The sequence below is a fragment of the Micromonospora sp. ATLC16 genome (genome assembly GCF_057196645.1).
On record NZ_JBXUOW010000025.1, the window covers coordinates 1 to 24,446 of the forward strand.

General features: G+C 73.1%; 20 protein-coding genes and 1 pseudogene. 8 read left to right on the forward strand and 13 right to left on the reverse strand.

The genetic code is table 11. The features are described from left to right. Positions 1-109 precede the first annotated feature (109 nt). Genes AC2CHE_RS12995 through AC2CHE_RS13005 form a run of 3 tightly spaced genes read right to left on the reverse strand, consistent with a single transcriptional unit; the run spans position 110 to position 3,386 of the window. Positions 110-1,573, reverse strand: a complete 1,464-nt coding sequence (locus tag AC2CHE_RS12995; protein ID WP_484505164.1) for a pyridoxal phosphate-dependent decarboxylase family protein — start codon at positions 1,571-1,573, stop codon at positions 110-112. Further along, entirely contained in the window at positions 1,570-3,039 is a 1,470-nt protein-coding gene (locus tag AC2CHE_RS13000) for an MFS transporter (protein ID WP_484505165.1), read from the reverse strand. Before AC2CHE_RS13000 ends, AC2CHE_RS12995 begins: the two co-directional genes overlap by 4 nt. A gap of 32 nt (positions 3,040-3,071) precedes the next feature. Further along, positions 3,072-3,386, reverse strand: a complete 315-nt coding sequence (locus tag AC2CHE_RS13005) for an MGMT family protein (protein WP_484505166.1) — start codon at positions 3,384-3,386, stop codon at positions 3,072-3,074. A 13-nt stretch (positions 3,387-3,399) separates the two neighbouring features. Here AC2CHE_RS13005 and proB point away from each other — a divergent pair, with 13 nt between their 5' ends. Both proB and AC2CHE_RS13015 read left to right on the forward strand, forming a co-directional pair. Further along, on the forward strand, positions 3,400-4,557 hold the full coding sequence (gene proB, locus AC2CHE_RS13010; RefSeq protein WP_484505167.1) for a glutamate 5-kinase: 1,158 nt from the start codon (positions 3,400-3,402) through the stop codon (positions 4,555-4,557). A gap of 26 nt (positions 4,558-4,583) precedes the next feature. Then, positions 4,584-5,828: a glutamate-5-semialdehyde dehydrogenase gene (locus AC2CHE_RS13015; RefSeq protein WP_484505168.1), complete on the forward strand. Its 1,245-nt coding sequence runs from the start codon at positions 4,584-4,586 to the stop codon at positions 5,826-5,828. 107 nt (positions 5,829-5,935) lie between these two features. On the opposite strand, the gene AC2CHE_RS13020 is transcribed toward AC2CHE_RS13015, so the two are convergent. From AC2CHE_RS13020 to AC2CHE_RS13045, 6 genes and pseudogenes are all read right to left on the reverse strand, one after another. Then, a complete protein-coding gene (locus AC2CHE_RS13020; protein ID WP_484505227.1) occupies positions 5,936-6,874 on the reverse strand; it encodes a prenyltransferase/squalene oxidase repeat-containing protein in 939 nt (312 codons plus the stop codon). Positions 6,875-6,888: 14 nt separating this feature from the next. Further along, positions 6,889-8,109 carry an adenylyltransferase/sulfurtransferase MoeZ gene (gene moeZ, locus AC2CHE_RS13025; RefSeq protein ID WP_484505228.1) on the reverse strand — a complete coding sequence of 407 codons (1,221 nt, stop codon included), beginning with the start codon at positions 8,107-8,109 and terminating at the stop codon, positions 6,889-6,891. Positions 8,110-8,211: 102 nt separating this feature from the next. Continuing rightward, on the reverse strand, positions 8,212-8,949 hold the full coding sequence (locus AC2CHE_RS13030) for a DUF3152 domain-containing protein (RefSeq protein WP_484505169.1): 738 nt from the start codon (positions 8,947-8,949) through the stop codon (positions 8,212-8,214). A 152-nt stretch (positions 8,950-9,101) separates the two neighbouring features. Then, positions 9,102-9,908 (reverse strand): DUF3152 domain-containing protein, encoded by an 807-nt coding sequence (locus AC2CHE_RS13035; RefSeq protein ID WP_484505170.1) that lies wholly within the window; start codon positions 9,906-9,908, stop codon positions 9,102-9,104. Between the two features lie 145 nt (positions 9,909-10,053). Next, positions 10,054-11,028: an alpha/beta fold hydrolase gene (locus AC2CHE_RS13040; RefSeq protein WP_484505171.1), complete on the reverse strand. Its 975-nt coding sequence runs from the start codon at positions 11,026-11,028 to the stop codon at positions 10,054-10,056. A 23-nt stretch (positions 11,029-11,051) separates the two neighbouring features. After that, positions 11,052-12,695 (reverse strand): annotated as a pseudogene (locus AC2CHE_RS13045) (hypothetical protein); the annotation flags it as partial. Between the two features lie 1,428 nt (positions 12,696-14,123). Here AC2CHE_RS13045 and AC2CHE_RS13050 point away from each other — a divergent pair. Both AC2CHE_RS13050 and AC2CHE_RS13055 read left to right on the forward strand, forming a co-directional pair. Next, the gene (locus AC2CHE_RS13050) at positions 14,124-14,762 is read left to right on the forward strand and encodes a TetR/AcrR family transcriptional regulator (protein WP_484505172.1); all 639 of its coding nucleotides are present in this window, start codon (positions 14,124-14,126) and stop codon (positions 14,760-14,762) included. A 63-nt stretch (positions 14,763-14,825) separates the two neighbouring features. Then, a complete protein-coding gene (locus AC2CHE_RS13055; protein WP_484505173.1) occupies positions 14,826-15,053 on the forward strand; it encodes a DUF3107 domain-containing protein in 228 nt (75 codons plus the stop codon). Between the two features lie 71 nt (positions 15,054-15,124). On the opposite strand, the gene AC2CHE_RS13060 is transcribed toward AC2CHE_RS13055, so the two are convergent. Continuing rightward, entirely contained in the window at positions 15,125-15,256 is a 132-nt protein-coding gene (locus AC2CHE_RS13060) for a hypothetical protein (protein WP_484505174.1), read from the reverse strand. A 571-nt stretch (positions 15,257-15,827) separates the two neighbouring features. Here AC2CHE_RS13060 and AC2CHE_RS13065 point away from each other — a divergent pair. The 3 genes from AC2CHE_RS13065 (at position 15,828) to AC2CHE_RS13075 (ending at position 19,509) form a co-directional block, all read left to right on the forward strand. Beyond that, positions 15,828-17,534 carry a DEAD/DEAH box helicase gene (locus tag AC2CHE_RS13065; protein WP_484505175.1) on the forward strand — a complete coding sequence of 569 codons (1,707 nt, stop codon included), beginning with the start codon at positions 15,828-15,830 and terminating at the stop codon, positions 17,532-17,534. Between the two features lie 228 nt (positions 17,535-17,762). Next, entirely contained in the window at positions 17,763-18,938 is a 1,176-nt protein-coding gene (locus AC2CHE_RS13070; protein ID WP_484505176.1) for a class I SAM-dependent methyltransferase, read from the forward strand. Positions 18,939-19,056: 118 nt separating this feature from the next. Further along, complete coding sequence (locus AC2CHE_RS13075) at positions 19,057-19,509, forward strand: helix-turn-helix domain-containing protein (protein WP_484505177.1); 453 nt, start codon at positions 19,057-19,059, stop codon at positions 19,507-19,509. Between the two features lie 8 nt (positions 19,510-19,517). Here the strand turns inward: AC2CHE_RS13075 and AC2CHE_RS13080 are convergent, their stop codons facing one another. Together AC2CHE_RS13080 and AC2CHE_RS13085 are read right to left on the reverse strand one after the other, a co-directional pair. Further along, complete coding sequence (locus AC2CHE_RS13080; protein WP_484505178.1) at positions 19,518-20,543, reverse strand: hypothetical protein; 1,026 nt, start codon at positions 20,541-20,543, stop codon at positions 19,518-19,520. 69 nt (positions 20,544-20,612) lie between these two features. Continuing rightward, on the reverse strand, positions 20,613-22,787 hold the full coding sequence (locus AC2CHE_RS13085; protein ID WP_484505179.1) for a RecQ family ATP-dependent DNA helicase: 2,175 nt from the start codon (positions 22,785-22,787) through the stop codon (positions 20,613-20,615). 92 nt (positions 22,788-22,879) lie between these two features. Here AC2CHE_RS13085 and AC2CHE_RS13090 point away from each other — a divergent pair, with 92 nt between their 5' ends. Beyond that, positions 22,880-23,671, forward strand: a complete 792-nt coding sequence (locus tag AC2CHE_RS13090) for a hypothetical protein (RefSeq protein WP_484505180.1) — start codon at positions 22,880-22,882, stop codon at positions 23,669-23,671. A 4-nt stretch (positions 23,672-23,675) separates the two neighbouring features. Here the strand turns inward: AC2CHE_RS13090 and AC2CHE_RS13095 are convergent, their stop codons facing one another. Further along, the gene (locus AC2CHE_RS13095; protein ID WP_484505181.1) at positions 23,676-24,422 is read right to left on the reverse strand and encodes an SDR family NAD(P)-dependent oxidoreductase; all 747 of its coding nucleotides are present in this window, start codon (positions 24,420-24,422) and stop codon (positions 23,676-23,678) included. Between the last annotated feature and the right edge of the window lie 24 nt (positions 24,423-24,446).

Here is a 24,446-nt window from a genome sequence, read left to right on the forward strand (position 1 = left end):
CCGCCCGAACGGAGCCCCCACAACCGCCCCCATCGCGGCGCGCCCCCCCCCCCCCCCCCCCCCCCCAAGAACTGCGGGTCCAACCTGTTCGGATGTCTGCGTGCCCGACCTACCAGGTGGGGCGTTGCAGCAGCCCGACGAACTCCACCAGCAGCCGCTCCCGCACCGCCGCCGGAGCGGCGTCGAGCAGCGTGTTGACCACCGCCATCCGGTCCGGAGCACCAGCGTCACCGCCCAGGCCGAGCCCTTCGGCCAGCCCCGCCACCAGCTCGGGGGTGAGCGCCTCCGGAGTGAGGCTGCCGGCCATCGCCAGTAGATCGGGCGGCAGCTCGACCGGCCCGGCGGCGCGGGCCGCGGCGACCGCGTCGGCCAGCGCCGGACCGAACTCGGCCACCCGCGGCGCCACCGCTGCGGTCACCGTCAGGTGCACGCTGGCCGGCAGGTCGGCGTACCGGAGCTGGGGCTGGGTGTGCCAACCCCGCGCGGTCAGCTCGTCCACCACCAGGAACAGGTCGAGCGTGGGGTCGTCGGCGGTGAAACAGACGACCGTGGACTCCGGCTCGGCGACCAGCCGCAGCCCGTCGGTGGCGCTTACCGCGTCCGCCAACGTGCCCACCGCCTCCCAGGTGCGGCGGGCCAACTCCAGATATCCGTCGTCGCCGAGGTGCCGCAGGGTGGCGTACGCGGCGGCGATCGGGCCACCGGAACGGGTGGAGGAGATCACCGGGTTGATCATCGTGTAGCCGGGCCAGTCGGCGTGCGCGAAGTACTGCGGGGCGCGCAGTTGCGGGTCGCGGTGCAGCAGCACCGACACTCCCTTCGGCGCGTACGCGTACTTGTGCAGGTCCACCGAGATCGAGGTGACCCCGGGTACGGCCAGGTCGAACGGGGGCACCGGCAGGCCCAGACGACGCAGGTACGGCAGCGTCCAGCCGCCGAAGCAGGCATCCACATGGCAGCGGACCCCGGCGGCGGCGGCCGCCTCGGCGATCTGTTCGACCGGGTCCACGACGCCGTGTGCGTACGAGGGTGCGGAGCAGGCCACCAGCACCGTCTGCGGCCGGACGGCGGCGGCCACGTCGTTGACCGCCGGCCGCAGCGTGGTCGGGTCGATCGGCACCGTGTCGAGTTCCACCCGCAGGTAGTGGGCCGCCTTGGCAAACGCGGCGTGGGCGCTGGCCGGCACCACGATCCGGGGCGCCGCGATGTCCGGCCGGGCGTCCCGGGCGGTCTTCACGGCCAGGATGAGCGACTCGGTGCCGCCACTGGTGACACTGCCGACGACGTCCGGAGCGGTGGTGCCCGGCCCGCCGCCGAGCATCCGCGCCGCCGCCGCGACAAGCTTGTTCTCCATTGCCAGTAGGGACGGGAAGGCCGTCGGGTCGAGCCCGTTGACGTGGGCGCTCTCGGCGTGAGCGGCAGCGGCGAGCGCGTCCAGCCCGGGCACCGCCGGGTCGTACACGTACGCGAACAGCCGCCCCCCGTGCGTCGGCCGATCCATCGCCCGCAACTGCCGGATCTCCGCCAACACCTGCTCCGCCGCCATCCCGGCCGGCCGATTCTCGTCGATCATGGAGTTGTGGCACCCTTTCCATCGGTTTCAGCGGCTTTTGTTCCTGCCCCAACTGCATGATCGGTGGTGGCTGGGGTGGGGGTGGAGAGGCGGGCGGGGGTCAGATCGTAGGGGCGGAGTAGGAGGGTGGCCAGGCCGATGAGCAGGGCGGGGAGGACGGTGAAGCCGAGCAGGACGCCGAGGCGGGCGGTGTCGGACTGGGTGGCGGCGGTACCGGTGGTGGAGGAGACGTAGCCGGTGGTGGCGAGGACCAGTCCGTAGACGCCGGGGCCCAGGGCAAGTCCGAAGGTCTCGCCCGCCGTCCACACACCGGTGAAGACGCCGGCCTGCCGACGCCCGGTGCGCACCGTGTCGTACGCGATGCAGTCCGGGAGCATGGCCAGCGCGAACACCTGCTGCCCGGCGTACCCGACGCCGAGCAACGCGACCAGCAGGTAGACCACGGCGGTGGGCAGCACCGGCGCGGCGACCAGCGCCAGTCCGCCGGCCGACAGGATCAGCGACGCGGCGACCAGGGCGGCAAGCTTGCCCACTCGGGCACCCACCCGGGACCAGAGCGGCATGACCACCAGCGCCGGGCCGACGAAGCAGACGAAGAGCACGGTCGGACCGGTCGCCGAGTCCCGCAGCACGTGGTCGGCGAAGTACTGGACCCCGGCGAGGATCGTGGCCACCCCGGCGGACTGCACCACGAAGCAGAGCAGCAGTGCCCGGAAGGGCCGACTGCGGGCCGCGACGGTCAGTTGGGCGCGCAGACTCGGCTCGCTCTCGCCGACCGCGCCCTGCGGGGCGGACCGGGTGCCGAGGAAGGCGCCGACGGCGCCGAGCGCGATCAGGGCGGCCACGAAGACACCCATCCAGCGGTGTCCGGGAACACCGCCGCCGGCCGCGTCGCGCACCAGCGGCGCCACCGCACCGGCGATCAGGATGGCCAGCGCCAGCACCGCGATCCGCCAGGTCATCATGCGGGTTCGCTCGGCGTAGTCGCTGGTCAGCTCGGCCGGCATCGCCACGTACGGCACCTGGAAGAAGGCGAACGCGGTGGCGGTGGCCAGGAAGGCGACGGCGACGTACGCCCCGGCTGCGGGACCGGCACCGAACGGCGCGGCGAAGATCGCCCCGAAGAGCACGGCCAGTGCCAGCCCACCGAAGAGCAGGTACGGACGGCGGGCACCCCAACGGGACCTGGTGCGGTCGGAGATCCGCCCGGCGACCGGGTTGACCAGCACGTCCCATGCCTTCGGCAGCAGCACCAGCAGGGCCGCCACGCCTGCCGCCACCCCGAGGGTGTCGGTGAGATAGGGCAACAGCAGCAGACCCGGCACGGTGCCGAATGCCCCGGTCGCCAGCGAGCCGAGCGCGTAGCCGGCGTGCACCTCCCGGGGCAGCACGTCCGGTGGGGCTGGGCTCTGCGCGAGCTGTCCGGGGGTGGGCGGTGGGCCGGATCCACCCGGCGGCGCGGTCATGGGGCCGAATATTACTCACGTTATGGCGGGGGTCACATCCCCTGCCCGGGCCACCACGCGGCCGTCCGCATGTCCACCCCGGTACCGCCCAGCGGCGTCCCCTCGGCGAGCCAACGTGCCCGCGCCTCCCGGGCCAGCCGGGGCGGCAGTCCACCGGACGCGTTCACCACCCGGTGCCACGGTGCCCCGCCACCGTGGCGCGCCATGATCGCCCCGATCAGCCGCGCCGACGTCCGCCCGGAGCGCTCCGCCAACGCGTCGGCCACCGCCCCGTACGACATCACCCGGCCGGGTGGGATCCGGTCGACCAGTGCCAGCACCGCCTCGACGTACTCGTCAGGTGTCACAAGCGGCCAGACTATGGGAACGGCGGCGGGCCGCGCCGCGACGACAGCGCAGAATGGGCGGGTGCGCGACGCAGTCACGGCGGCCCGGCGGGTCGTTGTCAAGATCGGGTCCTCCTCGTTGACCACCGCCACCGGCGGGTTGGACGACGGGCGGGTGGACGCGCTTGTCGACGCCCTCGGTCTACGGGCCACCGAAGGCCGCGAGGTGGTGCTGGTCTCGTCCGGCGCGATCGCCGCCGGCCTCGCCCCACTCGGCCTGGCTCGCCGACCGCGCGACCTGGCCACCCAGCAGGCCGCCGCCAGCGTCGGCCAGGGCCTGCTGATCGGGCGGTACGCGGCCGCCTTCGCCCGGCACGGCCGCACCGTGGGCCAGGTGCTGCTCACCGTCGACGACGTGACCCGGCGGGTCCACTACCGCAACGCGTACCGCACCCTACGCAAGCTGCTCGACCTGCGGGCGGTGCCGATCGTCAACGAGAACGACACGGTCGCCACCGAGGAGATCAGGTTCGGCGACAACGACCGGCTGGCCGCGCTGGTGGCCGCGCTCGTCGACGCCGACCTGCTGGTGCTCCTCTCCGATGTCGACGCGCTCTGGACCGGTGACCCGACCCGACCCGGCTCCCGCCGCATCCCCGAGGTACGCGACGACGCGAACCTCGTCGGTGTCGAGATCGGCGGCAGCGGCCGGGCGGGGGTCGGCACCGGTGGCATGCTGACCAAGGTCGAGGCGGCCCGGATCGCCACCGGCTTCGGCATCCCGGTGGTGCTCACCTCCGCCACCCAGGCGGTCGCCGCGCTGGCCGGTGAGCCGGTGGGCACCTTCTTCCACCCCAGCCTCCGGCGACCCGCGGCCCGGCTGTTCTGGCTCGCCCACGCCACCGCGCCCCGGGGTCGGCTGCACCTCGACCCGGGTGCGGTGGCCGCGGTGGTGGGGCGACGCAAGTCGCTGCTACCCGCCGGGATCACCGCCGTGGACGGCGCCTTCACCGCCGGCGACCCGGTCGACCTCGTCGACACCTCCGGCGCCCCGGTCGCCCGGGGGCTGGTCAATTACGACGCGATCGAGCTGCCCGGCCTGCTCGGGCGGTCGACCTCCGACCTCGCCGCGGCGCTCGGCCCGGCGTACGAACGGGAGGTCGTCCACCGCGACGACCTGGTGCTGCTGTGAGTGGAAGAGCTGAAAGGAGTGGGGAGATGAACGTGAGCGAGCAGGCCCGCCGGGCGCGCACGGCGGCGGAGACGCTGGCGGTGACGACGCGTACCGCCAAGGACGCCGCGCTGCACGCGATGGCCGACGCGCTGGTGGCGCGTACGCCGGAGATCCTGGCCGCGAACGCCGCGGACCTGGCGGCCGGGCGGGACGCCGGGCTGAGCGCGGCCGTGCTGGACCGGCTCGCCCTCGACGAGGGGCGGGTGGCCGGCATCGCCGACGCGCTGCGCCAGATGGCCGCGCTGCCCGACCCGGTGGGCGAGGTGGTCCGCGGCTCGACCCTGCCCAACGGGCTGGAGCTGCGGCAGATCCGGGTGCCGTTCGGGGTGGTCGGCGTCATCTACGAGGGGCGGCCCAACGTGACCGTGGACGCCGCCGGGATCTGCCTGAAGGCCGGCAACGCGGCGCTGCTGCGCGGCTCCTCCTCCGCCGCGCACTCCAACGCGGCGCTGGTGACGGTGCTACGCGATGCCGTCGACGGGGCCGGGCTGCCCGCGGACGCGGTGCAGCTGGTCGACGCCAGCACCCGCGACTCCGTCAAGGAGCTGATGCGGGCTCGGGGCCTGGTCGACGTGCTGATCCCGCGCGGCGGTGCGTCGCTGATCCGCACGGTGGTCGAGGAGTCGACAGTGCCGGTGATCGAGACCGGGGTCGGTAACTGTCACGTCTACGTGGACGCCGCCGCCGATGTCGCGATGGCGGTCGCGATCGCCCTGAACGCGAAGACGCAGCGCCTGTCCACCTGCAACACCGCGGAGTCGCTGCTGGTGCACGCCGACGTCGCCGACGCATTCCTGCCGACGATGCTGGCCGCGTTCGCCGAGGCCGGGGTGACCGTGCACGGCGACGAGCGGGTCGCGGCCTACTCCGAGGCCGTGGTTGCGGCCACCGACGAGGACTTCGGCACCGAGTACCTCGCCGCCGACATCTCCGCCGCCGTCGTGGACTCGCTGGACGCGGCGGTCGCGCACATCCGGCGGTACGGCAGCGGCCACACCGAGGCGATCGTCACCGACTCGCAGTCGGCCGCCCGGGAGTTCGTGGCCCGGGTCGACTCGGCGGCCGTGATGGTCAACGCCTCGACCCGGTTCACCGACGGCGGCGAGTTCGGCTTCGGTGCCGAGATCGGCATCTCCACCCAGAAGCTGCACGCCCGCGGCCCCATGGGCCTCCCCGAACTGACCAGCACCAAGTACGTCGTCACCGGCACCGGCCACCTCCGCCCCTAACCCCCCACCCCACCCCACCTTGTTGATCATGAGGTTAGCGGCATGGAAGGCGCTTACCGGGACCGCTAACCTCATGATCAACCCGGGGCCGGGCACGCCGGTTGGGGTCAGCGGAAGGCGCGGATGACGGCGAGGGTGGCGTGCACGTCGAACTGGTGGCCGTCGTCACTGCTCCAGCCGCCGTCGCTGCGCTGGGTCTCGGTGAGCCGGCGTCGGGCGGCCACCAGTGTCCACTCCTGATGATCGACGCCCACCCGGCGCAGCGTCACCGCGAGCCAGGCGGCGTCGGCCGCCGACGCCCGCGGCAACCGCTCCGCCAACACCGCCTTTATCTGCGCCGACTCGTAGAACATCTGCTGCCGGTGCAGGACTGCCGCGCTGAGCCATCCGGCGGCCAGGAAGGACGGCCAACTCCCGTCGGGGCGCAGTTGAGTGGCGAGCGCCTGGCTGGCGGCATGCACCACCCCGGCGTACGCCCCACCGACCCGGTGGTCCAACGGCCCGGCGGCCCGCGCGTCCAGGCCCGCCACCGTCAGCCAGAAGGCGGCGTTGGCGGTCAGATACAGCCGCGCCTCCGGGTCACCCGGACGGGCCCACTCGGGAGCGGAGTCCGCGAGGGCCTTATCCTCCTCCCAGCAGCCGTCACGCTGCTGGCCGGCGGCGAGCCAGTCCAGTGCCCGGCGGGCGCTCGGGCGGCCCAGCGCGCCGAGGTCGTCCAGTTCCGCGAGGCGGAAGCAGGTCGCGTCGACCGAAGCAACCTCGTCGCCCCAGGACGCCGGCCAGCCGCCGCCAAGTGTCTGCCCCACCTCGGCGCTGTCGAGCACTTCCGGCGGTGGCTGCGTGCCGGTACGCAGCCAGGACAGGCGGGCACGCTCCACCCCGTCTCCGTGAGCCACCACAAACCCGGTCGCGGCGTCGATGTCGACCACGGCGGCCACGCTACCGACGCAGACGTGATCTCGCCTCAGGAGGACGGATAGGTGAGATCCGACCAACGGCAGGGTAGCGGCGAGGGGGCCCGTGCCCCATGGTCCTGGCTGCGGGATCCCTCGCCGTCGGATCAGTAGGCGGGTAGCGACGGATCGATCTGCTTGATCCAGGAGAGCACCCCGCCCTGCACGTGCACCGCATCGCGGAAACCAGCCGCCTTCAATGCGGCCAACGCCTCCGCGGACCGAACGCCGGACTTGCAGTGCAGCACGATCTGCCGGTCCTGCGGAAGCTTGGACAGCGCCTCACCGGAGAGGATCTCGCCCTTCGGGATCAGGGTGGCACCGGGGATGCGGACGATCTCGTACTCGGCCGGCTCCCGGACGTCGACGAGGAAGACGTCCTTGCCGGCGTCCTGCCACTCCTTGAGCTCGGATGCGGTGATGGTCGCGTCGACGACCGCCTCCTGGGCCTCCACCGACACCGCGCCGCAGAAGTCCTCGTAGTCCTCCATGAGATCGGTGAGCGTCGGGTTCTCACCGCAGAGCACGCAGTTCGGATCCTTGCGGACCTTGATCTTGCGGTAGCTCATCTCCAGCGCGTCGTAGACCATCAGCCGGCCGACCAGCGGGTCACCGATGCCGGCGAGCAGCTTGATCGCCTCGTTGACCTGGATCGAGCCGATCGAGGCGCAGAGCACGCCCAGTACGCCGCCCTCGGCGCAGGAGGGGACCATGCCGGGCGGCGGGGGCTCCGGGTACAGGCAGCGGTAGCAGGGGCCGTGCTCGGCCCAGAACACCGACGCCTGGCCGTCGAAGCGGTAGATCGACCCCCAGACGTACGGCTTGCCGAGCAGCACCGCCGCGTCGTTGACCATGTAACGGGTGGCGAAGTTGTCGGTGCCATCGACGATGAGGTCGTACTGGGCGAAGATGTCGCGGACGTTGTCCCGGTCCAGCGCGGTGTTGTGGATCTCCACGTTGACCAGCGGGTTGATCTCGCGGATGCTCGCCGCGGCCGACTCGGCCTTCGAACGGCCGACGTCGGAGACCCCGTGGATGATCTGGCGCTGGAGGTTGGACTCGTCGACGGTGTCGAAGTCGATGATGCCCAGCGTGCCGACACCGGCGGCAGCCAGATACATCAGGGCGGGCGAACCGAGGCCACCCGCGCCGACACAGAGCACCCGGGCGTTCTTCAGCCGCTTCTGACCGGTGACCCCGACGTCGGGGATGATCAGGTGACGCGAGTAGCGGCGGATCTCGTCAACGGTCAGCTCGGCGGCGGGTTCGACGAGCGGGGGCAGCGACACGGTGGACTCCCCGGGATCGATGGTGGGCAACCGGGCCATTGTCGCTCGCCGACGCACCCATCGACCATGAGCAGGGACACGTCGCCCGCTATGCGGGAGCGGGAATACCGGCCGCGTCGGCGTCGCTCGCCGCCGCCGTGGTCAACCGTCCAGTTCGCCGGCGTACCGGTGCCCGTCGAGGATCGGCCAGGCGTTCGGCAGACAGCCGTCCAGGCCGTACGTCTGCTGCTGCATGACCGGTGCCGGGTCGCCCGGCGCCGGGCATGCCTCGTGTCCCTCCCCGAATTCGTGCCCGACCTCATGGTTGATCACGTACGCCTGGTAGACCTCCAGCGGTGCGCCGTAGTCCGGCACCGCCTCAAGCCAGCGGGCCAGGTTGATGACGACCTGCCCGGGTAGCCGGCACGAGGTGTAGCCCTCGGTGCTCAGTCCTCCCTCCGCGCACATCACCTCGGAGGTGCGCGGAGTGGCCAGGTAGATGGTGAAATCAGCCGATTCCGCCTCTTCGATCCGCTGCACGCTCAGCTGCCCGGTGCCGATCCAGCTGCGCGGGTCGGCCAGCACCTTGTCGACGGCGGCGGCGAAGGCGGCCGGGTTCTGGCCGGTGCCCTGTTCGACGGCGACCCGGTAGCGGGCCACCGGACCGTCCTCGCCGTGCACCGGCGAGTGGCCGCCGGCCACCGTGAAGCTGCCGACGCCCGCCCATGGATACCGGCTCGGTTCGACCCGGTCGTCGCCTCCCGCTCCGGACGCGATCCGGTTTCCGAGGCCCTGGTCCGGGGCGGGCACCCGCTGTCCGGTCCCGGGCAGCAGCACCGTCGCGGTGGCGGCCAGCACCAGCGCCATGCCCAGCGTCACGACCACCCGGTGCGGGACCACCGGCCTACGGTGCCGGTCTTCGGACTCCGGCGAATGCTTGGCGCGGCGGTAGGCACACCAAAGGGGCAAAGAGGGCATGGCGTCATCGTCGCACCCTATTGCGGCACATCACCGCGTTTTGATCGACCGGGTGCCGTTCACGGTGCATGCGCTCACAGCGGCGGGCCCGCGTACCGCCGGCCGTCCAGGTACGGCCACGGGTTCGCGACGCACCCCTTGAGGAAAAGCGTCTGCTGCATCATCACCGGAGCGGGCTCGCCACGGCCCGGGCAGCGCTCATGCCGGTTACCCAACTCGTGACCGACCTCGTGGTTGACCACGTAGGTCCGATACAGCGACAGCGGCACGTCGGCCTCGACGAAATGCGGCACCGACAACCGCCAGCGGTCCAGGTTGATGATCGCTTTTCCCGGCGCGCGGCAGGAAGTGTACGGCCGACCACCGACCCGGATGTCCACCCCCCCGGCGGCGCACATCCGGCCCGCCGTCCCGGCCGTGGCCAGGTACACGGTGAAGTCGTGACGAGCGGTGCCCCCGACCTGCCGCAGCCGCAGCCGGCCGCTGTCCACCCAACTGCCCGGGCCGGCCAGCGCAGCGCGCACCGCCAGGGCGAACTCACCCGCGTCCACGCCGGAGCCGGACTCCACCGCCACCCGGTAGCGCCGGAGGTCACCGGCCGTACCCAGCACCGGGCCGGTCCGGTCGTCGTACCCGAACCGACCCGGGCCGGTCGACGGGATCGCACCAGGCTCCTGGAGGACGGGCGCCGTCGGCGACGGTGACCTCACCGCAGGCGACCGGGACACCGGCGACGGCGTCGTGACGGGCGTCAGGGTCACGGCCGGCTCGAGGAACACCGGGTCGACCTCGCCGGCCGCACCCGAGCCCACTCCGGCACCGCCGGCCACCATCGCCGCCGCGGCACCGACGGCGGTCACCAGCACCGCCACCCGGATCATGACCCCCGTTCCGGGCCGGCCACGACGTCCCCCGCCCTCGGCGGACACGGTCTGGTCCGCCGCCCGACCATCACGGCCCCACCGGGCGGCATGACGGCCAACGGAATGCGCCGGTCGACGACGGCTACCAGGGCTGTGCACCCGGTCATCCTGCCAGGTCGGCCCGGCGGGCGGGTTCCCCCGTCTCGGCGAGTAGCCCCAACACCGCCCGGGCCACCAGGCGCGGAACCTCCAACTGAGCCACGTGACCGACATCGTTGATCATCATGAGTCGGCTGTCCGGGATGACCCGCGCGGCCTGTGGCGCGACCCGTACATCGACCAGCCGGTCCCGCCGACCCCCGATGACCAGCGACGGGGCACGCACCATGCCGGCCATCCGCCACAGCGAGCCCGACCCGGGCAGGTACGACCGCACGAAGCTGGATACCAGGCCACGGAAGGTGCGCACGTACGCCGCCGCGTAGTGCTCCGCCTCGTAGCGGATCCGGATCTCCTCAAGCGCCTCACGCCGACGCTGATCGCAGATCCGGCTGAGATCAGCCACACACGCCTCCATCGCCTGCTGGGCCATCACCTCCGGCGCAAGCCGGGCCAGCCGCCAGGCGGCCACCCGTTCGCCCCGGGGGATCGCCAGCAACGGCAGCATCCGGCCCTGCAACGACCGGCGGAAGTCGAGGAACGGCAGGGCCGGCGACACCAGGGTCAGCGTTCGGACCAGATCCGGCCGGAGGGCGGCCACCCGTACCGAGATCGCGCCACCCAGCGAGTTGCCGAACAGGTGCACCGGCCCGCGATCGGAATACTCGATCCAGCGGATCACCCGGTCGGCGAAGACCGGCACGGTGTAGCGCCGACCGGGCTCGCTGCGGCCGAAGCCGGGCAGGTCGATCGCCTGACCATCCAGCCGCTCGGCGAGCAGGCCGGCCAGGTCGGTCCAGTTCTGCGACGAGCCGCCGAGGCCGTGCACGTACAACGCTGGTTCGGCGTCCGGTCCGGTGGCCGGCGTCTCCCGGACGTAGGTGACCGCTCCGTCGAGTCGCACCTCGCGCCCCGGCCAGGGCGGCGGAACCGTGTGCGCGGGCAACAGTCGTTCGGGCCAGAGGGTGGCAGGCTTCACCGTTCCAGTCTGCCCGGAACGGCTCACGCCAGCAGCGCCTCCAGTCGACGATTGACCGCGGCCAGGGTCGCGCGTACCACCGCCTGCCGGGGATCGCCGGCCACCAGGGCGGAACCGGCCAACTGCTCGACCCATCCGTCGCAGACCAGCAGCACCACCACGGTGGCCACCTCGCAGTTGCCGAACGGCACCACCGCGGCGTGCTCCACGAAGCAGCGTCCACGTTCCGCCGTGGGAACGGCGGCGCAGAGCAGCTCGTCGATCGCCGCCGCCGCCGCGATGCCGCACAACCGCAACACGAAGCCGTCCACGGCCGGTCCGGTGGCGTGCCCCGAGGCGTTGTGGTCGCCCGCGACCAGCCGGACCTCGACGTTGGCGTCAAGCCCGAACGTGCTCACCTGGACGTGGTCGAGCACCACCCGGGGACCCGGCACCCCGCCGGTGTCCAGCGGCCGCGACGGCGCGGACTCGGTCGTGGTGAGTTGGCCGCCGGAGTAGGAGGCGCCGAGGGTCGCCGGACTGCCCGCCGCACCCGCCTCGTCCACGACCGCCCGGCCCCGGTGCGGAGCCGGTGACTGCCGGCGCCGCCGGGTGGTCTCCGGCACGGTCTCCGGGCGGCTCGGCGGAGTCTCCGTCCGGGTGCTGCCACCGGGTCGGGCGGACGGCCGCCGTGGCTCGACGACCGGACGCGTCTCACCCGCCTCGGTCCGGCTCTCCGCAGCGCGTCGACGCACCGGTGTGGCGGGCACTCCGGGCAGGCCGCGCGGTGCCGCCGCGAGCCCCATCCGCTCCTGCAACAGCCGAGCGACATGGCGGCTCACCTCGGCCGGGTCGGCACCGTCGGCGAGGTCGAGGCGCAGGCTGTGCGCCCCTGCGGGGGTACGCCGCAGGGCGGCGTCGCGGACGCCCTCGACTCCTCGGACCGCGGCGAGGATCGCGTTGACGTCGAAGCCCTCCGGCCGGTCCCGCAGCGTGGCCGGCTCGTCGTCACGGCGGAGATGAGTGGCGATCCGGGCGAGTTCCGGGGTTTCGGCGGGTGGCTCCACAGCAGGCGGCTCCGGCACGACGGGCACGTCCGGTTCGGCAGGGACGCGCTGCGGCAACACCGCCGTGGTGCTGTCCTGCGATCGGTCGCCGGCCGACTCGGGCGGCGGCGCCGGATCGGGCGCGGACCGGCGTGCCGCATAGGGGACTGCACTCGTCGGGACGGGCGCAGAAGGGGTGCGCTCGCGACGACCGGACTCACCCGGAACCTGGTCCGTCGCGGCCGGCCCGGTGGTCGGGTCCGGCGGGGCAGGCGTCGAGGCGGGCACGGATGTCGGCTCGTCCGGAACCGGCCGCAGCCGGAACGGTCGATACCCGGGAGGATCAGCGGCCGACCGGGCCTCGGCGAACGGTGGCGTGGCGCCGGGATCGGGTGTCTCCCGCCGGCTCGGCGTGCCGGGCTGCGGCACGCTGCCGGTGGGGACGGCCGACCGGGTTCCGGCCGGTGGGGCGCTGATCGGAGCGACGGCACCGGACGGCGTGCCGGCCGGCGGAGAACTGGCCGGATGCGGCGCCCACGGCAGACGCTCGTCGGTCGGCTGGCCACCGGACCGGCCACCCCAGGACGGTGCCTCCTCGTTCCGCGTAGCCCAGGGCAGGCCCTCGTTCGCCGGCGCACCGCTGACCGGCGGTAGCGCCCAGGACGGCCGCTCCTCCGCCGACGGCACCTCGGGCGCACGCGCCCACGACGGCCGCTGGGGCGCCGGCCGGGCACTTGTCGGATCGCCGCTGGCCGGGGGCAGCGCCCAGGACGGGCGCTGCTCGACCGGTGGCACCTCGGACGCCCGCGCCCACGAGGGCGGCTGCGGGATCGGGGGCGCGCTGGTCGGATCGACGGCGGGCGACTCGTCCACGGGATCGGGCGCGGCGGGTGACTCGCCTTCCGGGGCGGTCTCGGCATCCCGGCGGGGTTCGTACGACCGGGGCCGCTCCGCACTGACCGGCTCGTACGGGCGAGTCGGCTCGGCGCGGACCGGCTCGTACGGGCGGCTGGGCTCGCTGGCCCAGTTGCGGGCCGGCACCTCGCGGGACCGGCGGTCGGCGGGCTCACCATCGTCGCGTGCCCACGGCGGCGCCCAGTCGCGGGCTGGGCCGGGCTGGGCCCAGCCGGGTCGGTCCGCATCACCGGCGGGCCGGTCGGCAGGCGACCAACGGGCGGGCTGCTCGGTGCCGCCCGACGCGTCCGACCAGCGGGCGGGCTGGTCGCTGCCGGCCGAAGGGTGGTCGTTCGGCCCGGCGGCCTGATCGGCGACCGGCGCGGTCATCCAGGGCTCGCCGGCCGGCTCCGACGGGAATCCGTCGTCCCAGCTCTGCTGCCGGCCACCCGTCGGGCCCTCACCGGACCGTTCGGCGGTGGGTGCGTGCAGGCCGGGTGGCATCTCGAAGCCGGAGGGAGCGGTGCCGACGGGCGGCACCTGCACGGCCGGGGGCGACGAGGTCGGCAGGCTGGTGCCGGTGGTCACCGGTGGCTCGCCGGACGGTGCCGGGCGGGGGGCCGGTACGACAAGCCGGTCCTTGCCGGGCTCCTGAGCCGGCCCACGCAGGCCGGGCGGGGCGCTGACCGGGGCGTGCCGGTTGGCCGGCGTCTGGTCCGCGACGGGCGTGCCGTTCGTCCGGTGGCCGTTGACGTGGTTCCCGTTGACCCGCACGGGCCGCTCCGACTCCACCTGCTCACCGACGGGAGCGGGCAGATCGGCGTGCCGTGACGAGGCGATGGCCCAACCGGACGGGGACTCCGGCCGCGGCCTGGTCGTTTCGGAACCGGGCACGACCTCGGGACCCCACGACCAGTCGACCGGTGGCGGCGCCCACCCGTTGCCGGAACGGGCCAGGTCATCACGCTGACCCGTCCCGTCGCCGTGCTCTCCCGGGGTGGCGGCACCGGGTTGCCCTGTTTCACTCACCGCGCGCTCCTTGGTCGCCCCCGCTGAGGCTACCGTGTGGCGACAGTGGCGATAAGTTACAGCGGCGGGCCAATTCCGCGAGGGGCCGAGGGGCCCCCGACCGGTTCGGGTGAAATGCCGGCCCGTACGACAACCTCGGAGGTTCCCATGACCGCTGTGGGGAACGGCGCCCAGACCGCCGGACGACCCACGCGCCTGCCCCGTTCGGCGCGCCGCAAGCAGCTACTTGCCGCTGCTCAGGAGGTGTTCGTCGCGCAGGGTTACCACGCTGCGGCCATGGACGACATCGCCGAGCGGGCCGGGGTCTCCAAGCCGGTGCTGTACCAACACTTCCCCGGCAAGATGGAGCTCTATCTCGCGCTGCTGGACACGCACTGTGACGCGATAGTCGCCAAGGTGCACGACGCGATGGGGAGCACCACCGACAACAAGGAGCGGGTCAGCGCCTCGGTGCGGGCGTACTTCGACTTCGTCGACCACGAGAGCGAGGCCTTCCGGCTGGTCTTCGAGTCGGATCTGCGCAACGAGCCGGCCGTGCGGCAGCGCGTGGAGCGGGTCGGGCAGGGCTGCATCGCGGCGATCACCGACACGATCATTTCTGACACCGGGGTCAGCCGGGCGCACGCCGAGCTGCTCGCCTCGGGCCTGGTGGGCGCGGCCGAGACCGCCGCGCAGTTCTGGTTGGCCGGCGGTCGCCAGGTGCCCAAGGCCGAGGCCGAGGCGTTGGTCGCGGCGCTGTCCTGGCGGGGCATCGCCAGCTTCCCGCTGCAAGGTGAGTCAGCCTGACCTTCGACCTTGTGATCGGATAGCCTTCGCAGGGCGGCCATTTCGCCCGATGGAGGAGGCACAGTGGAGGTCAAGATCGGCGTGCAGTACGCGCCGCGCGAGCTGGTCCTGGAGAGCGCGCAGTCGCCGGCCGAGATCGAGCAGATCGTGACCGACGCCATCGCCAGGGGCGAGGGCACTCTCTCCCTGACCGACGAGAAGGGGCGGCGAGTGATCGTGCCGGTCGGCAAGGTGGCCTACGTCGAGATCGCCGAGGCGTCGCCTCGGGCGGTGGGTTTCACCGTCCGCTGACGTTCTGCCGGACCGGCGACAGGACCGGCGGGGCGGGGCGCCTCGCCACACCGCCTGTTGCCGGTCCCTGTTCAGTTGTTGAGCCCGACGGCGGCCATCCGCGCGGTGTGCGCGGCGATCAGCGCGGTGAGTGCCCCGTGGTCGGCGGCGGCGACGCGCCCCGCCCGGGACAGCGCCTCGCCGACCAGACGTCGGGTCCACATCGACAGCCGGCCCGCCAGGCTGGGTCGGCCTCGATGGCGAGCCGAATCTCGGCGCGGCGGCGAACTCCGCGTACCGCGACTCGGGCAGCACGTCGAGGACCAGCTGACGGTCGGGCCCACCCCGCGCGATCGCGATCTCCCGGAGGAAGTCGTCGGTGATCGCGTCGTCCGGCGGCGTGCCGAGCGCGGTGAGCCGGTCGGCCACCCGACGGCGTGGCCGGGCGGGGTGGGGGCGGAGACGTGCGCAGGCTGCCGTCCGGCCGGGGCACCGGCAGGCCCGCGCGGACCACCCACCCCAGCAAAATGTGATGCGGGCCACTTACAAACCTTTGCGTCGCCACCGACCCCTGCGGAATCGGGACGCTGTTTGGCCCGTTCAGGTAGCATGGAGCAGTTGCCGTAGGCGCCGATCCGGCCGGAGTCAACTCCGATCCGGTCGAAGTCCGACCCACGGCGCGCGTGCGGCCCGGTCCGCCCGGCTCTCTGCCGCCGACCGTGTGGCCCGCGCCATACCGAACGCGCCCTGAGGACATGACGGGGCGCACCCACGAGAGGGCACCCCCAAATCCACATGAGTGAGCCGATTCAAGACCTCATCGACGGCCAGGAACTGGCCCCGACCGCTCCGGTCCGACCGGAGGCACCGACCTTCGCCGAGCTCGGCGCCCGCGCCGAGACCGTCGACGCGCTGGCCGCGTCCGGCATCACCCGCGCCTTCGCCATTCAGGAGTATGCGCTGCCCATCGCGCTGCGCGGAGCTGACCTGATCGGGCAGGCGCCGACCGGCACCGGCAAGACGCTGGGCTTCGGCGTACCGCTGCTGGAGCGGGTCTTCGCACCCGACGAGGGTGGCGACGGGCTGCCGCAGGCACTTGTCGTCGTACCAACCCGCGAGCTGGGCATCCAGGTCGCCAAGGACATCGCCGCCGCCAGCCGCACCCGGGGCGTACGGGTGCTGCCGATCTACGGCGGCGTCGCGTACGAGCCGCAGATCGAGGCGTTGCGCAAGGGCGTGGAGATCCTCGTCGGCACTCCGGGGCGGCTGCTGGACCTCGCCAAGCAGAAGCATCTGCGCCTGCACGGGGTACGCGCACTGGTGCTGGACGAGGCCGACCGGATGCTCGACCTCGGCTTCCTCGACGACGTCGAGCGGATCCTGGCGATGCTGCCGGAGGATCGGCAGACCATGCTCTTCTCCGCGACCATGCCGGATCCGATCGTGACGCTGTCCCGCCGCTTCCTGCGTCACCCGATCACCATCCACGCCGGGCACACGGCCGAGACGGGCCCGTCACCGCAGACGGAGCAGCTCGTCTACCGCACCCACTCGATGAACAAGATCGAGGTCGTGACCCGGATCCTCCAGGCGGACAGCCGCGGGCTGACCATCATCTTCACCCGGACCAAGCGGGCCGCCGACCGCGTCGCAGAGGACCTGGACTTCCGTGGCTTCGCGGTCGCGGCGGTGCACGGCGACCTGGGGCAGGGTGCCCGTGAGCGGGCCCTGCGGGCGTTCCGGGCCGGCAAGATCGACACCCTGGTCGCCACCGACGTGGCAGCCCGGGGTATCGACGTCAGCGGCGTCACCCACGTGATCAACTACGACTGTCCGGAAGACCAGGACACCTACACCCACCGGATCGGCCGGACCGGTCGGGCCGGCGCGAGCGGTGTCGCGGTGACCTTCGTCGACTGGGACGACATGCCCCGCTGGCGGATCATCGACAAGACGCTCGGCCTGGACATGCCCGAGCCGCCGGAGACGTACCACACCTCGCCGCATGTCTACACCGACCTGCACATCTCCACCGAGGTCACCGGCACCCTGCCGACCGCGGAACGCACCCGTGCGGGACTGGCCGCCGAGGTCGAGGAGGACCTGGGTGGTGGCCGCTCCCGGCGGGGCGAGCCGCGCGGTACCCGCCGCCGTGGTAGCGGTGAGGGCGGCCGTGGTGAGGGCGGCCGTGGTGAGGGCGGCCGTGGACACGGCGGCGGGGGTCGCCGGCGGGACGGTGCCGACACCACGCCGACCGACGCCACCGCGAGTGACGCCGAGGAAGGCACCCGTACCCCCCGACGTCGCCGGCGTCGCCGGGCCGGCGAGGCGGTGGCAGGTGCCGAGAACGCGTCGACGGCCGTCGACGGCGGGCCCGCTGAGGCGGTCACCGACCGCGGCGAGGACGGCGCCGGTGAGGCCACTCCGCGCCCGCGTCGCCGCCGGCGCCGCCGTGGTGCCGCAGCCGACAGCGGTACGCCGGCCGAGGCGACCACCGACTGACGGACGTACCGCCCGAGGCGGCGGAAAGCGGCCAGCGCCGCTGACCGACCCGTCGCCGCCCGGGCGGTGCTTGCTGTCCGCCCCCTTTGCTCTGCTTCACTCCACGCACCGGCTACGCGCCGAAACCTGTGCGCCGGTTGAAGCAGAGCTGCCGGATGGTGTGCGCAAGGCGGTCACTTGCCGCCTGCCAGCTGACGATGCCGCCGAAGTGTGCCGAAAGATGGAGCGATGCCCGAACCACTGGACTCCGCCCTGGCCGAGGTTCGCTCGATGCTGCTCGGACCGGCCCTCACCCGGGCCGTGGCGGCCGGACGGCGGCGCGGCCAGCGCCCCTCGGTGATCCGGGCCGAGCTGCGCCCCGTCGCCCTCAAGGCCGGTCAGCGGCTGCAGATCTCCACCTCCGACGGGGCCCGGCCACACACCTGCAACCTGAGCCCGGGAGCCGAGGCGGACGCCGCAGTGGAGGCGCTGCTGGCCGAGCCGTTCGGCAACTGGCATGTGGAGACCGCCGAGGCCACCCTGCAACTGCGGGTCACCAAGTCGGGCGAGGCCCAGGTGCACCGCAGCACGGCGAGCCGGTCTGCTGCTCCAGCGGCAGCCTCCGGGCACGACCGGGCCAAGGATTACCTGCTCGATCCGGGCGATCCGCTCTTCGCCGAGATCGGCGGCTCGGCGGCCAAGCGGCGGCAGGTGGACGCGTTCCTACGGGCGCTGACCGCCACCCTTCCGGACGGGCTGGCCGGGCAGTTGGACCGACCGCTGCGAGTGGTGGACCTGGGCTGCGGCAACGCGTACCTGACCTTCGCCGCGTACCGCTATCTGTCCCGGTCGGGTCTCGACGTCGAGCTGGTGGGTGTGGACGTGCGCGACGACCAGCGCCGCCGCAACACCGAGCTGGCCGAGCGGCTGGGCTGGGCCGGGCGGGTGCGTTTCGTCGCCGGCACGATCGCCGACGCGGCTGTCGAACCGCCGCCCGACCTGGTGCTCGCACTGCACGCCTGCGACACCGCCACCGACGAGGCGCTGGCCCGGGCGGTGGGCTGGCACGCCCGCTGGGTGCTCGCCGCGCCGTGCTGCCACCACGACGTCGCTACGCAGCTGCGTAACCGGCCGGCACCGGGGCCGTACGACCTGCTCACCCGGCAGGGCATCCTGCGGGAGCGCTTCGCGGACGTCCTCACCGACGCGCTGCGTGCCGGGCTGCTGCGGTTGCACGGCTACCGGGCCGAGGTGGTCGAGTTCGTCGACTCCGCGCACACCCCCCGAAACCTGCTCATCCGGGCCCGACGAACCGGTGCCGACCCGACCGCCGCCCAGCGCACGGAGTACCGGGACCTGGTCGCCCAGTGGCAGGTCACACCCCGGTTGGAGACGCTGCTCACGCAGGCTTCGTCGACGGTGTGACGGGTGCGCGGCTCACCACCGGAATCGTCTGGTCGATCAGTCAGTTGTCGAGCGCCGTTCCCGTACTACCCTCGAAGAGCGCACCGTCGGGTGCCGGTCGGGAGGGTAGACCCACCGAATGGGTTCGGCAGAGGTTTCGCCGCAGATGGCCTTCGCGCGTTTCGTGCGCCGGGCCATCGACAACGCCCGCGAGGAACGCGGCTGGACCGTCACCGACCTGGCCGCCCACACCGGCGTCGGTCGCTCGACCGTCTTCCGCTGGCTCGCCGGCGACTGGCAGGACTATCCCGAGCTGGCCAAGGTTCGCGGCTTCTGCGCCGCGCTCGACCTGCCGGTGGCGGCTGCCTTCCGTGCCCTCGGCCTACCCGACGCGGGCCCCGGGTCGTGGCGACGCGGCGACGACGGCCCGGTGGAGGCCGATGTGCGGGTGATCCTGCAACGGTTGGCGGATCCGGCGGTGCCGGCGGAGGAGAAACACCACATCCGCGACCTGCTGCGCTACCTCGCCCGACGCCCGGTCCGCCGGCCGGCGGACCCCACCGCCGCACCGATGCGCCGCACGGCGGGCTGACCCAGCCGTTAGGGCACCGACACCGTGAACTCTGCCGTGCGTACCTCTCCCCCGGTCGCGAAGTCCAGGTAGAGCCGGTACCGCCCGGGCGCGGGTGTGGTGAGCCAGAACCGGATCGCACCGTCGACCAGCTCCGCCTCCGGATGTACGTGCAGGTAGCCGAGGTCACCCTCACGCAAGGCGACGAGGTGACCGTACGCGCCGAGGTAAGGCTCCAGCGCCGGGGTCGCGCCGTCCGCCCCGGTGATCCGGAAGTCGAGTGGCACGGTGAGCCCGGGCTGGGGAATGCCCTGGTACGTGACGGTGAAGTCGTCGACCCGGGCCGTGGTCGCCGGAGTGGGCAGTTCACGGGGCGTGTAGCCGCCGGGCGCGACCAGGTCCACCCCCAGCGTCGTCGCCGTCTGCCGGCCGTCGCCGGCGACGGCGGTGAAGTCGGCGTACGCGCGCCATATGCCGGGCGACGGCAGCGCCAGCGGCACCGACCAGGTGCCGTCCGCCGCCATGGTCGGGTGCAGGTGCTGGTAGCCGGACAGGTCCCGACGCACCACGATCACATGCATCGGCTTCTCGTGCACCACCGCGAACCGGGTGACCGCCCGACGCTGCCCGTCCCGGATCTGGAACCGCAGCTCACCCGCCTTCCCGGCGGTGAACTCGGCGGTCGACGGGGTCAGGGTGTAGCCGTCGCGGCTGACCGCCAGACCGCCGGCCTCGGCCGCCCCGTTCTGGTCGGTGCCGTGCGAGTGCGCACCGGCACCGGGGGCGTGGGAGTGGTCGGCCAACGCGCTGTCGGTGTCGCCGGCCGCCGTCGGGCCACCGCCCCCGTTGAGCCGACCGAGCCCGAACCCGAGCAGCACCGCCAGCACGAGCCCGCCGATCACCAGGGCCAACCGCAGCGTGGCCCGGTCCGGCACGGCCGAGGCCGCACCAGGCGCCTGACCGGCCGGAGTCGCGCCTGACTCCTGGCCGGCGACTGGTCGCTCGGCGGTGCGTACCGACCCGAGCGCGGGCGCGTCGGGTGCCTGGTCAGCCATGCGCCCACCGTACCGCCGGGCCGATCGGGCACTCGGCGGGTCGACCGGATCGTGGCTCCGGTCGCATCCTCAGCCGGCGACCGCGAGTGCGAGCGGCAGCACGCCGGTGGCACCGGCACGGCGGAGTTCCCGGGCCGCCATCGTCATGGTCCAGCCGGAGTCGACCAGGTCGTCCACCAGCAGCACCGGGCCGTCCAGGTCGGCGACGGCGGAAGCGAGATCGGCGGGGACGGTGAGGGTGCCGTGCAGGGCGCGTACCCGCTGCGCGCTGTTGCCACGCGGACCGTCGGCGGCCACCGACCCGCCGGTGATCACCTGGCCCAGCAGCGGCAGCCGGCCGACGGCGGCGATCCGTTCGGCGAGCGAACCGACCAGTTCCGGATGGGTTCGGGAGCCGACCGCGACCACCCCGGCCGGGCGGTCCGGCCACGGGTCGTCACCGTGCGCCCATGCCTTGAGCACCTCGACGACGGCGGCGGCCACGTCGTCGGGCGCCGGGCCGTCCGGCGCGTCCGGGCCGACCAGCCCGCGCAGCCGACCGCCCCAGCCGAGATCCGACAGCCGGCCGACGGCGCGGCCGGGCAGCGCCTGTTCCGTCGGGGCGATGCGCCCCTTCAACGGCACGCCGACCGACTCCAGCCCGGTCGGCCAGAGCTTCTTCGGCGCGACCTGCACCCCGGGGCGGCCGAGGAAGGTCTGCGCGGCGGTCAGCGCGGCCGCCGACACCTCGGGCGGGAACAGTGGCTCGGCGCAGCGGTCACACCGGCCGCAGTCGACCGCCTCCGCATCGTCCAGGCATTCGCGCAGGTAGCGCATCCGGCAGCCGGTGGTCGCCGCGTACTCGACCATGGCTTGTTGTTCGGCGGTGCGGGCAGCGGCGACGCGACGCAACCGGGCCTCGTCGTAGGTCCAGGGCTCGCCGGTGGCGAGCCAGCCCCCCCGTACCCGGCGGACCGCGCCATCCACGTCGAGCACCTTGAGCATCAGTTCCAGCCGGGCCCGACGCAGATCCACCAGGGGCTCCAGGGCCTGCGTGGACAGCGGCCGGTCGGTGTGCAGCGCGGCCAGCACCGCGCGGACCTGCTCCTCGGGCGGGAAGGCCAGTGAGGCGAAGTACCGCCAGATGGCCGCGTCCTCGGCGCCGGGCAGCAGCAGCACCTCGGCGTGTTCGACGGCCCGCCCGGCCCGGCCGACCTGCTGGTAGTACGCGATCGGCGACGGCGGTGCGCCGAGGTGCACGACGAAGCCGAGATCCGGCTTGTCGAAACCCATGCCGAGCGCGCTGGTGGCCACCAGCGCTTTGATCTTGTTGTCCAGCAGGTCCTGCTCGGCGGCGCGGCGGTCGGCATCCTCGGCCTGTCCGGTGTACGCGGCCACCGCCCAACCGCGCGAGCGGAGGAACTCGGCGGTCTCGGTCGCCGAGGCCACCGTCAGCGTGTAGACGATGCCGGAGCCGGGGAGCCGATCCAGGTGGTCGGCGAGCCAACCGAGCCGGTGCGCCGGGCTCGGCAGGTCGAGCACGCCCAGCCGCAGCGACTCCCGGTCCAGGCTGCCGCGCAGCACCAGGACGTCCGGTCGTGGCCCGGTCGCCGCGGTCGGTTCGGTGCCCAGCTGCTCGGCCACGTCCCGGGTCACCCGGGCGTTCGCGGTGGCGGTCGTCGCGAGCACCGGGGTGCGGTCCGGCAGGTTACCGAGGAAGGTGCGCAGCCGTCGGTAGTCCGGCCGGAAGTCGTGCCCCCAGTCCGACACGCAGTGCGCCTCGTCGACCACCAGCAGACCGGTGGTGGCGGCCAGTTTCGGCAGCACGGTGTCCCGGAAGTCCGGATTGTTGAGCCGTTCCGGACTGATCAGCAGCACGTCCACCGTGCCGGCGTGGATCTCGGCGGTGATCGCGTCCCACTCGTCCAGGTTCGCCGAGTTGATGGTGCGGGCCCGGATGCCGGCGCGGGCCGCGGCGTCGACCTGGTTACGCATCAGGGCCAGCAACGGCGAGACGATGACCGTCGGGCCGGTGGATTCGGTGCCGGCGCCCTGACCGTCGCGGTCGCGCAGCAACGCGGTCGCCACGAAGTACACGGCCGACTTGCCCCACCCGGTGCGCTGTACGCAGAGCACCCGACGCCGATCCACCACCAGCGCCTCGATCGCCCGCCACTGGTCCTCGCGGAGCCGGGCCTGCGCGCCGGCCAGCCGCTGCAGCACCGCCTCGGCCCGCTGCCGTACCGCCGTCCGTTCCTGGCCCATCCGACGTTTCTACCAGCGGTGCGGCGGCAGAGCCGCACCGCGGCCGGAAGTGTGTTCTACCATTCCCGTTCGATCCCGCAGAAAGAGACGAGATGACTCAGCGAACCGGCACCACCGCCACGACCCGCCGTCTCGCGGCCGTGGCCGCCGCCCTGATGGCCGCGACCCTGGTTGCCGGCTGCGACGACGAGGCCACCCCGGAGGCGGCTCCACCACCGCCGGACCCGAAGCAGGAGTTGCTGGCGGCCGTGCCAGGCGAGCAGGACCCGGCCTTCCGCTTCACCACCAGCGACTCCTCGGGGGACGTCTCCGGTGTGGTCGATCCGGCGAACCGGGGCATGGACATCGACACGGTCAGCAAGGACAAGGACTTCACGCTGGAGATGTCCTTCCGGATGGTCGAGTCACGCACCTGGATGAAGGTGAACTTCAAGGGCGCCAAGGACATCCAGAAGCTGATGAAGCTGCCCACCAAGTGGATGGAACTGGATCCGGCGAAGATCGAGGGGCCGGACTCTCTGCCCACCTACGAGGGCACCGACCCGGGCAACACCGACGCGATCATCCGCGCGGCCACCGACGTCCAGACCGGTGAGCCCGGGACGTACACCGGCGTGGTGGACCTGTCCGCCGTGCCGGAGCTGGCGGACGCCCTGGCGGCCGCGCTCGGCGACGCCGACGAGCAGCTCCCGCTCAGCGCGGTGGTCGGCGCGGACGGCAACCTGTCCTCGCTGACGCTGGAGTTTCCGGCAGCCGGCAAGAAGAAGGCGTCCGAGTACGTGGTCGAGTACTTCGACTTCGGTGCGGCGCCGGCGGTCGTCGCGTTCACCGATGAGCAGGCCCAGTCAGCCCCTTCCGCCGCGTACGACATGCTCAACGACTGATCGGTCAGCGGCCGAGCACCGACCCCCCGTTGACCCCGAGCACCTGGCCGGTGACGTAGCCGGCGGCGGGGCTGGCCAGGTAGCGCACCGACTCGGCGACGTCGTCCGGCACCCCGGCCCGGCCGACCAGGGTCGCGGCCACCCGCTGCGCGTGGCCCTCGGGGGTCATCCGGCCGGCGAAGAACTCGGTCTCGGCGACGTAGCCCGGGCTGACCACGTTGACCGTGATCTGGTCCGGCCCGAGCTGGGCCGCGAGGCTGTACGCCCACCCGTGCAGCGCCGCCTTCGCCGCCGAGTACGCGTCGCCGCCACCGCGCTGCGCGGCGATGGAGCTGATCAGGATCACCCGCCCGCCGGGCCGGCGCAGTGCCGGTCGCAACGCCTCGGTGAGCAGCACCGCGGTGAGCACGTTGGTGTCCAGGGTCGCCCGCCAGTTCGCGGCGATCCCGGCAAGCGTGTCCCGGTCCGCGCTGTGGTAGCCGCCAGCGTTGTTGACCAGCACGTCGACCGGTCGTTCACCGACCGCCTCGACCACCTTCACCACCTCGTCGGGGTCGGTGAGGTCCGCCGTCACGGCACGGATCGCGTCGGGACGGCCGCATTCGGCACCGATCCGCTCGGTGGTCGCCGTGAGCACCTCCGCACGCCGGCCCACGACCAGCACCGAGCACCCGTCCACGACGAGCGCCCGCGCCACGGCCGCTCCGATCCCCGTGCCACCGCCGCTGACCACGGCCAACCGCTCGCTCATGCCGTCCTTCCCGTCACCACTTGT

Excerpts from the sequence above, each read along its gene's own strand:
- AC2CHE_RS12995 (WP_484505164.1), bottom strand. The coding sequence starts at position 1,573 with ATGATCGACGAGAATCGGCCGGCCGGGATGGCGGCGGAGCAGGTGTTG.
- AC2CHE_RS13000 (WP_484505165.1), bottom strand. The coding sequence starts at position 3,039 with ATGACCGCGCCGCCGGGTGGATCCGGCCCACCGCCCACCCCCGGACAG.
- proB (WP_484505167.1), top strand. The coding sequence starts at position 3,400 with ATGGGAACGGCGGCGGGCCGCGCCGCGACGACAGCGCAGAATGGGCGG.
- AC2CHE_RS13015 (WP_484505168.1), top strand. The coding sequence starts at position 4,584 with ATGAACGTGAGCGAGCAGGCCCGCCGGGCGCGCACGGCGGCGGAGACG.
- moeZ (WP_484505228.1), bottom strand. The coding sequence starts at position 8,109 with ATGGCCCGGTTGCCCACCATCGATCCCGGGGAGTCCACCGTGTCGCTG.
- AC2CHE_RS13035 (WP_484505170.1), bottom strand. The coding sequence starts at position 9,908 with ATGATCCGGGTGGCGGTGCTGGTGACCGCCGTCGGTGCCGCGGCGGCG.
- AC2CHE_RS13050 (WP_484505172.1), top strand. The coding sequence starts at position 14,124 with ATGACCGCTGTGGGGAACGGCGCCCAGACCGCCGGACGACCCACGCGC.
- AC2CHE_RS13060 (WP_484505174.1), bottom strand. The coding sequence starts at position 15,256 with ATGTGGACCCGACGTCTGGTCGGCGAGGCGCTGTCCCGGGCGGGGCGC.
- AC2CHE_RS13065 (WP_484505175.1), top strand. The coding sequence starts at position 15,828 with ATGAGTGAGCCGATTCAAGACCTCATCGACGGCCAGGAACTGGCCCCG.
- AC2CHE_RS13070 (WP_484505176.1), top strand. The coding sequence starts at position 17,763 with ATGCCCGAACCACTGGACTCCGCCCTGGCCGAGGTTCGCTCGATGCTG.
- AC2CHE_RS13075 (WP_484505177.1), top strand. The coding sequence starts at position 19,057 with ATGGGTTCGGCAGAGGTTTCGCCGCAGATGGCCTTCGCGCGTTTCGTG.
- AC2CHE_RS13080 (WP_484505178.1), bottom strand. The coding sequence starts at position 20,543 with ATGGCTGACCAGGCACCCGACGCGCCCGCGCTCGGGTCGGTACGCACC.
- AC2CHE_RS13085 (WP_484505179.1), bottom strand. The coding sequence starts at position 22,787 with ATGGGCCAGGAACGGACGGCGGTACGGCAGCGGGCCGAGGCGGTGCTG.
- AC2CHE_RS13090 (WP_484505180.1), top strand. The coding sequence starts at position 22,880 with ATGACTCAGCGAACCGGCACCACCGCCACGACCCGCCGTCTCGCGGCC.
- AC2CHE_RS13095 (WP_484505181.1), bottom strand. The coding sequence starts at position 24,422 with ATGAGCGAGCGGTTGGCCGTGGTCAGCGGCGGTGGCACGGGGATCGGA.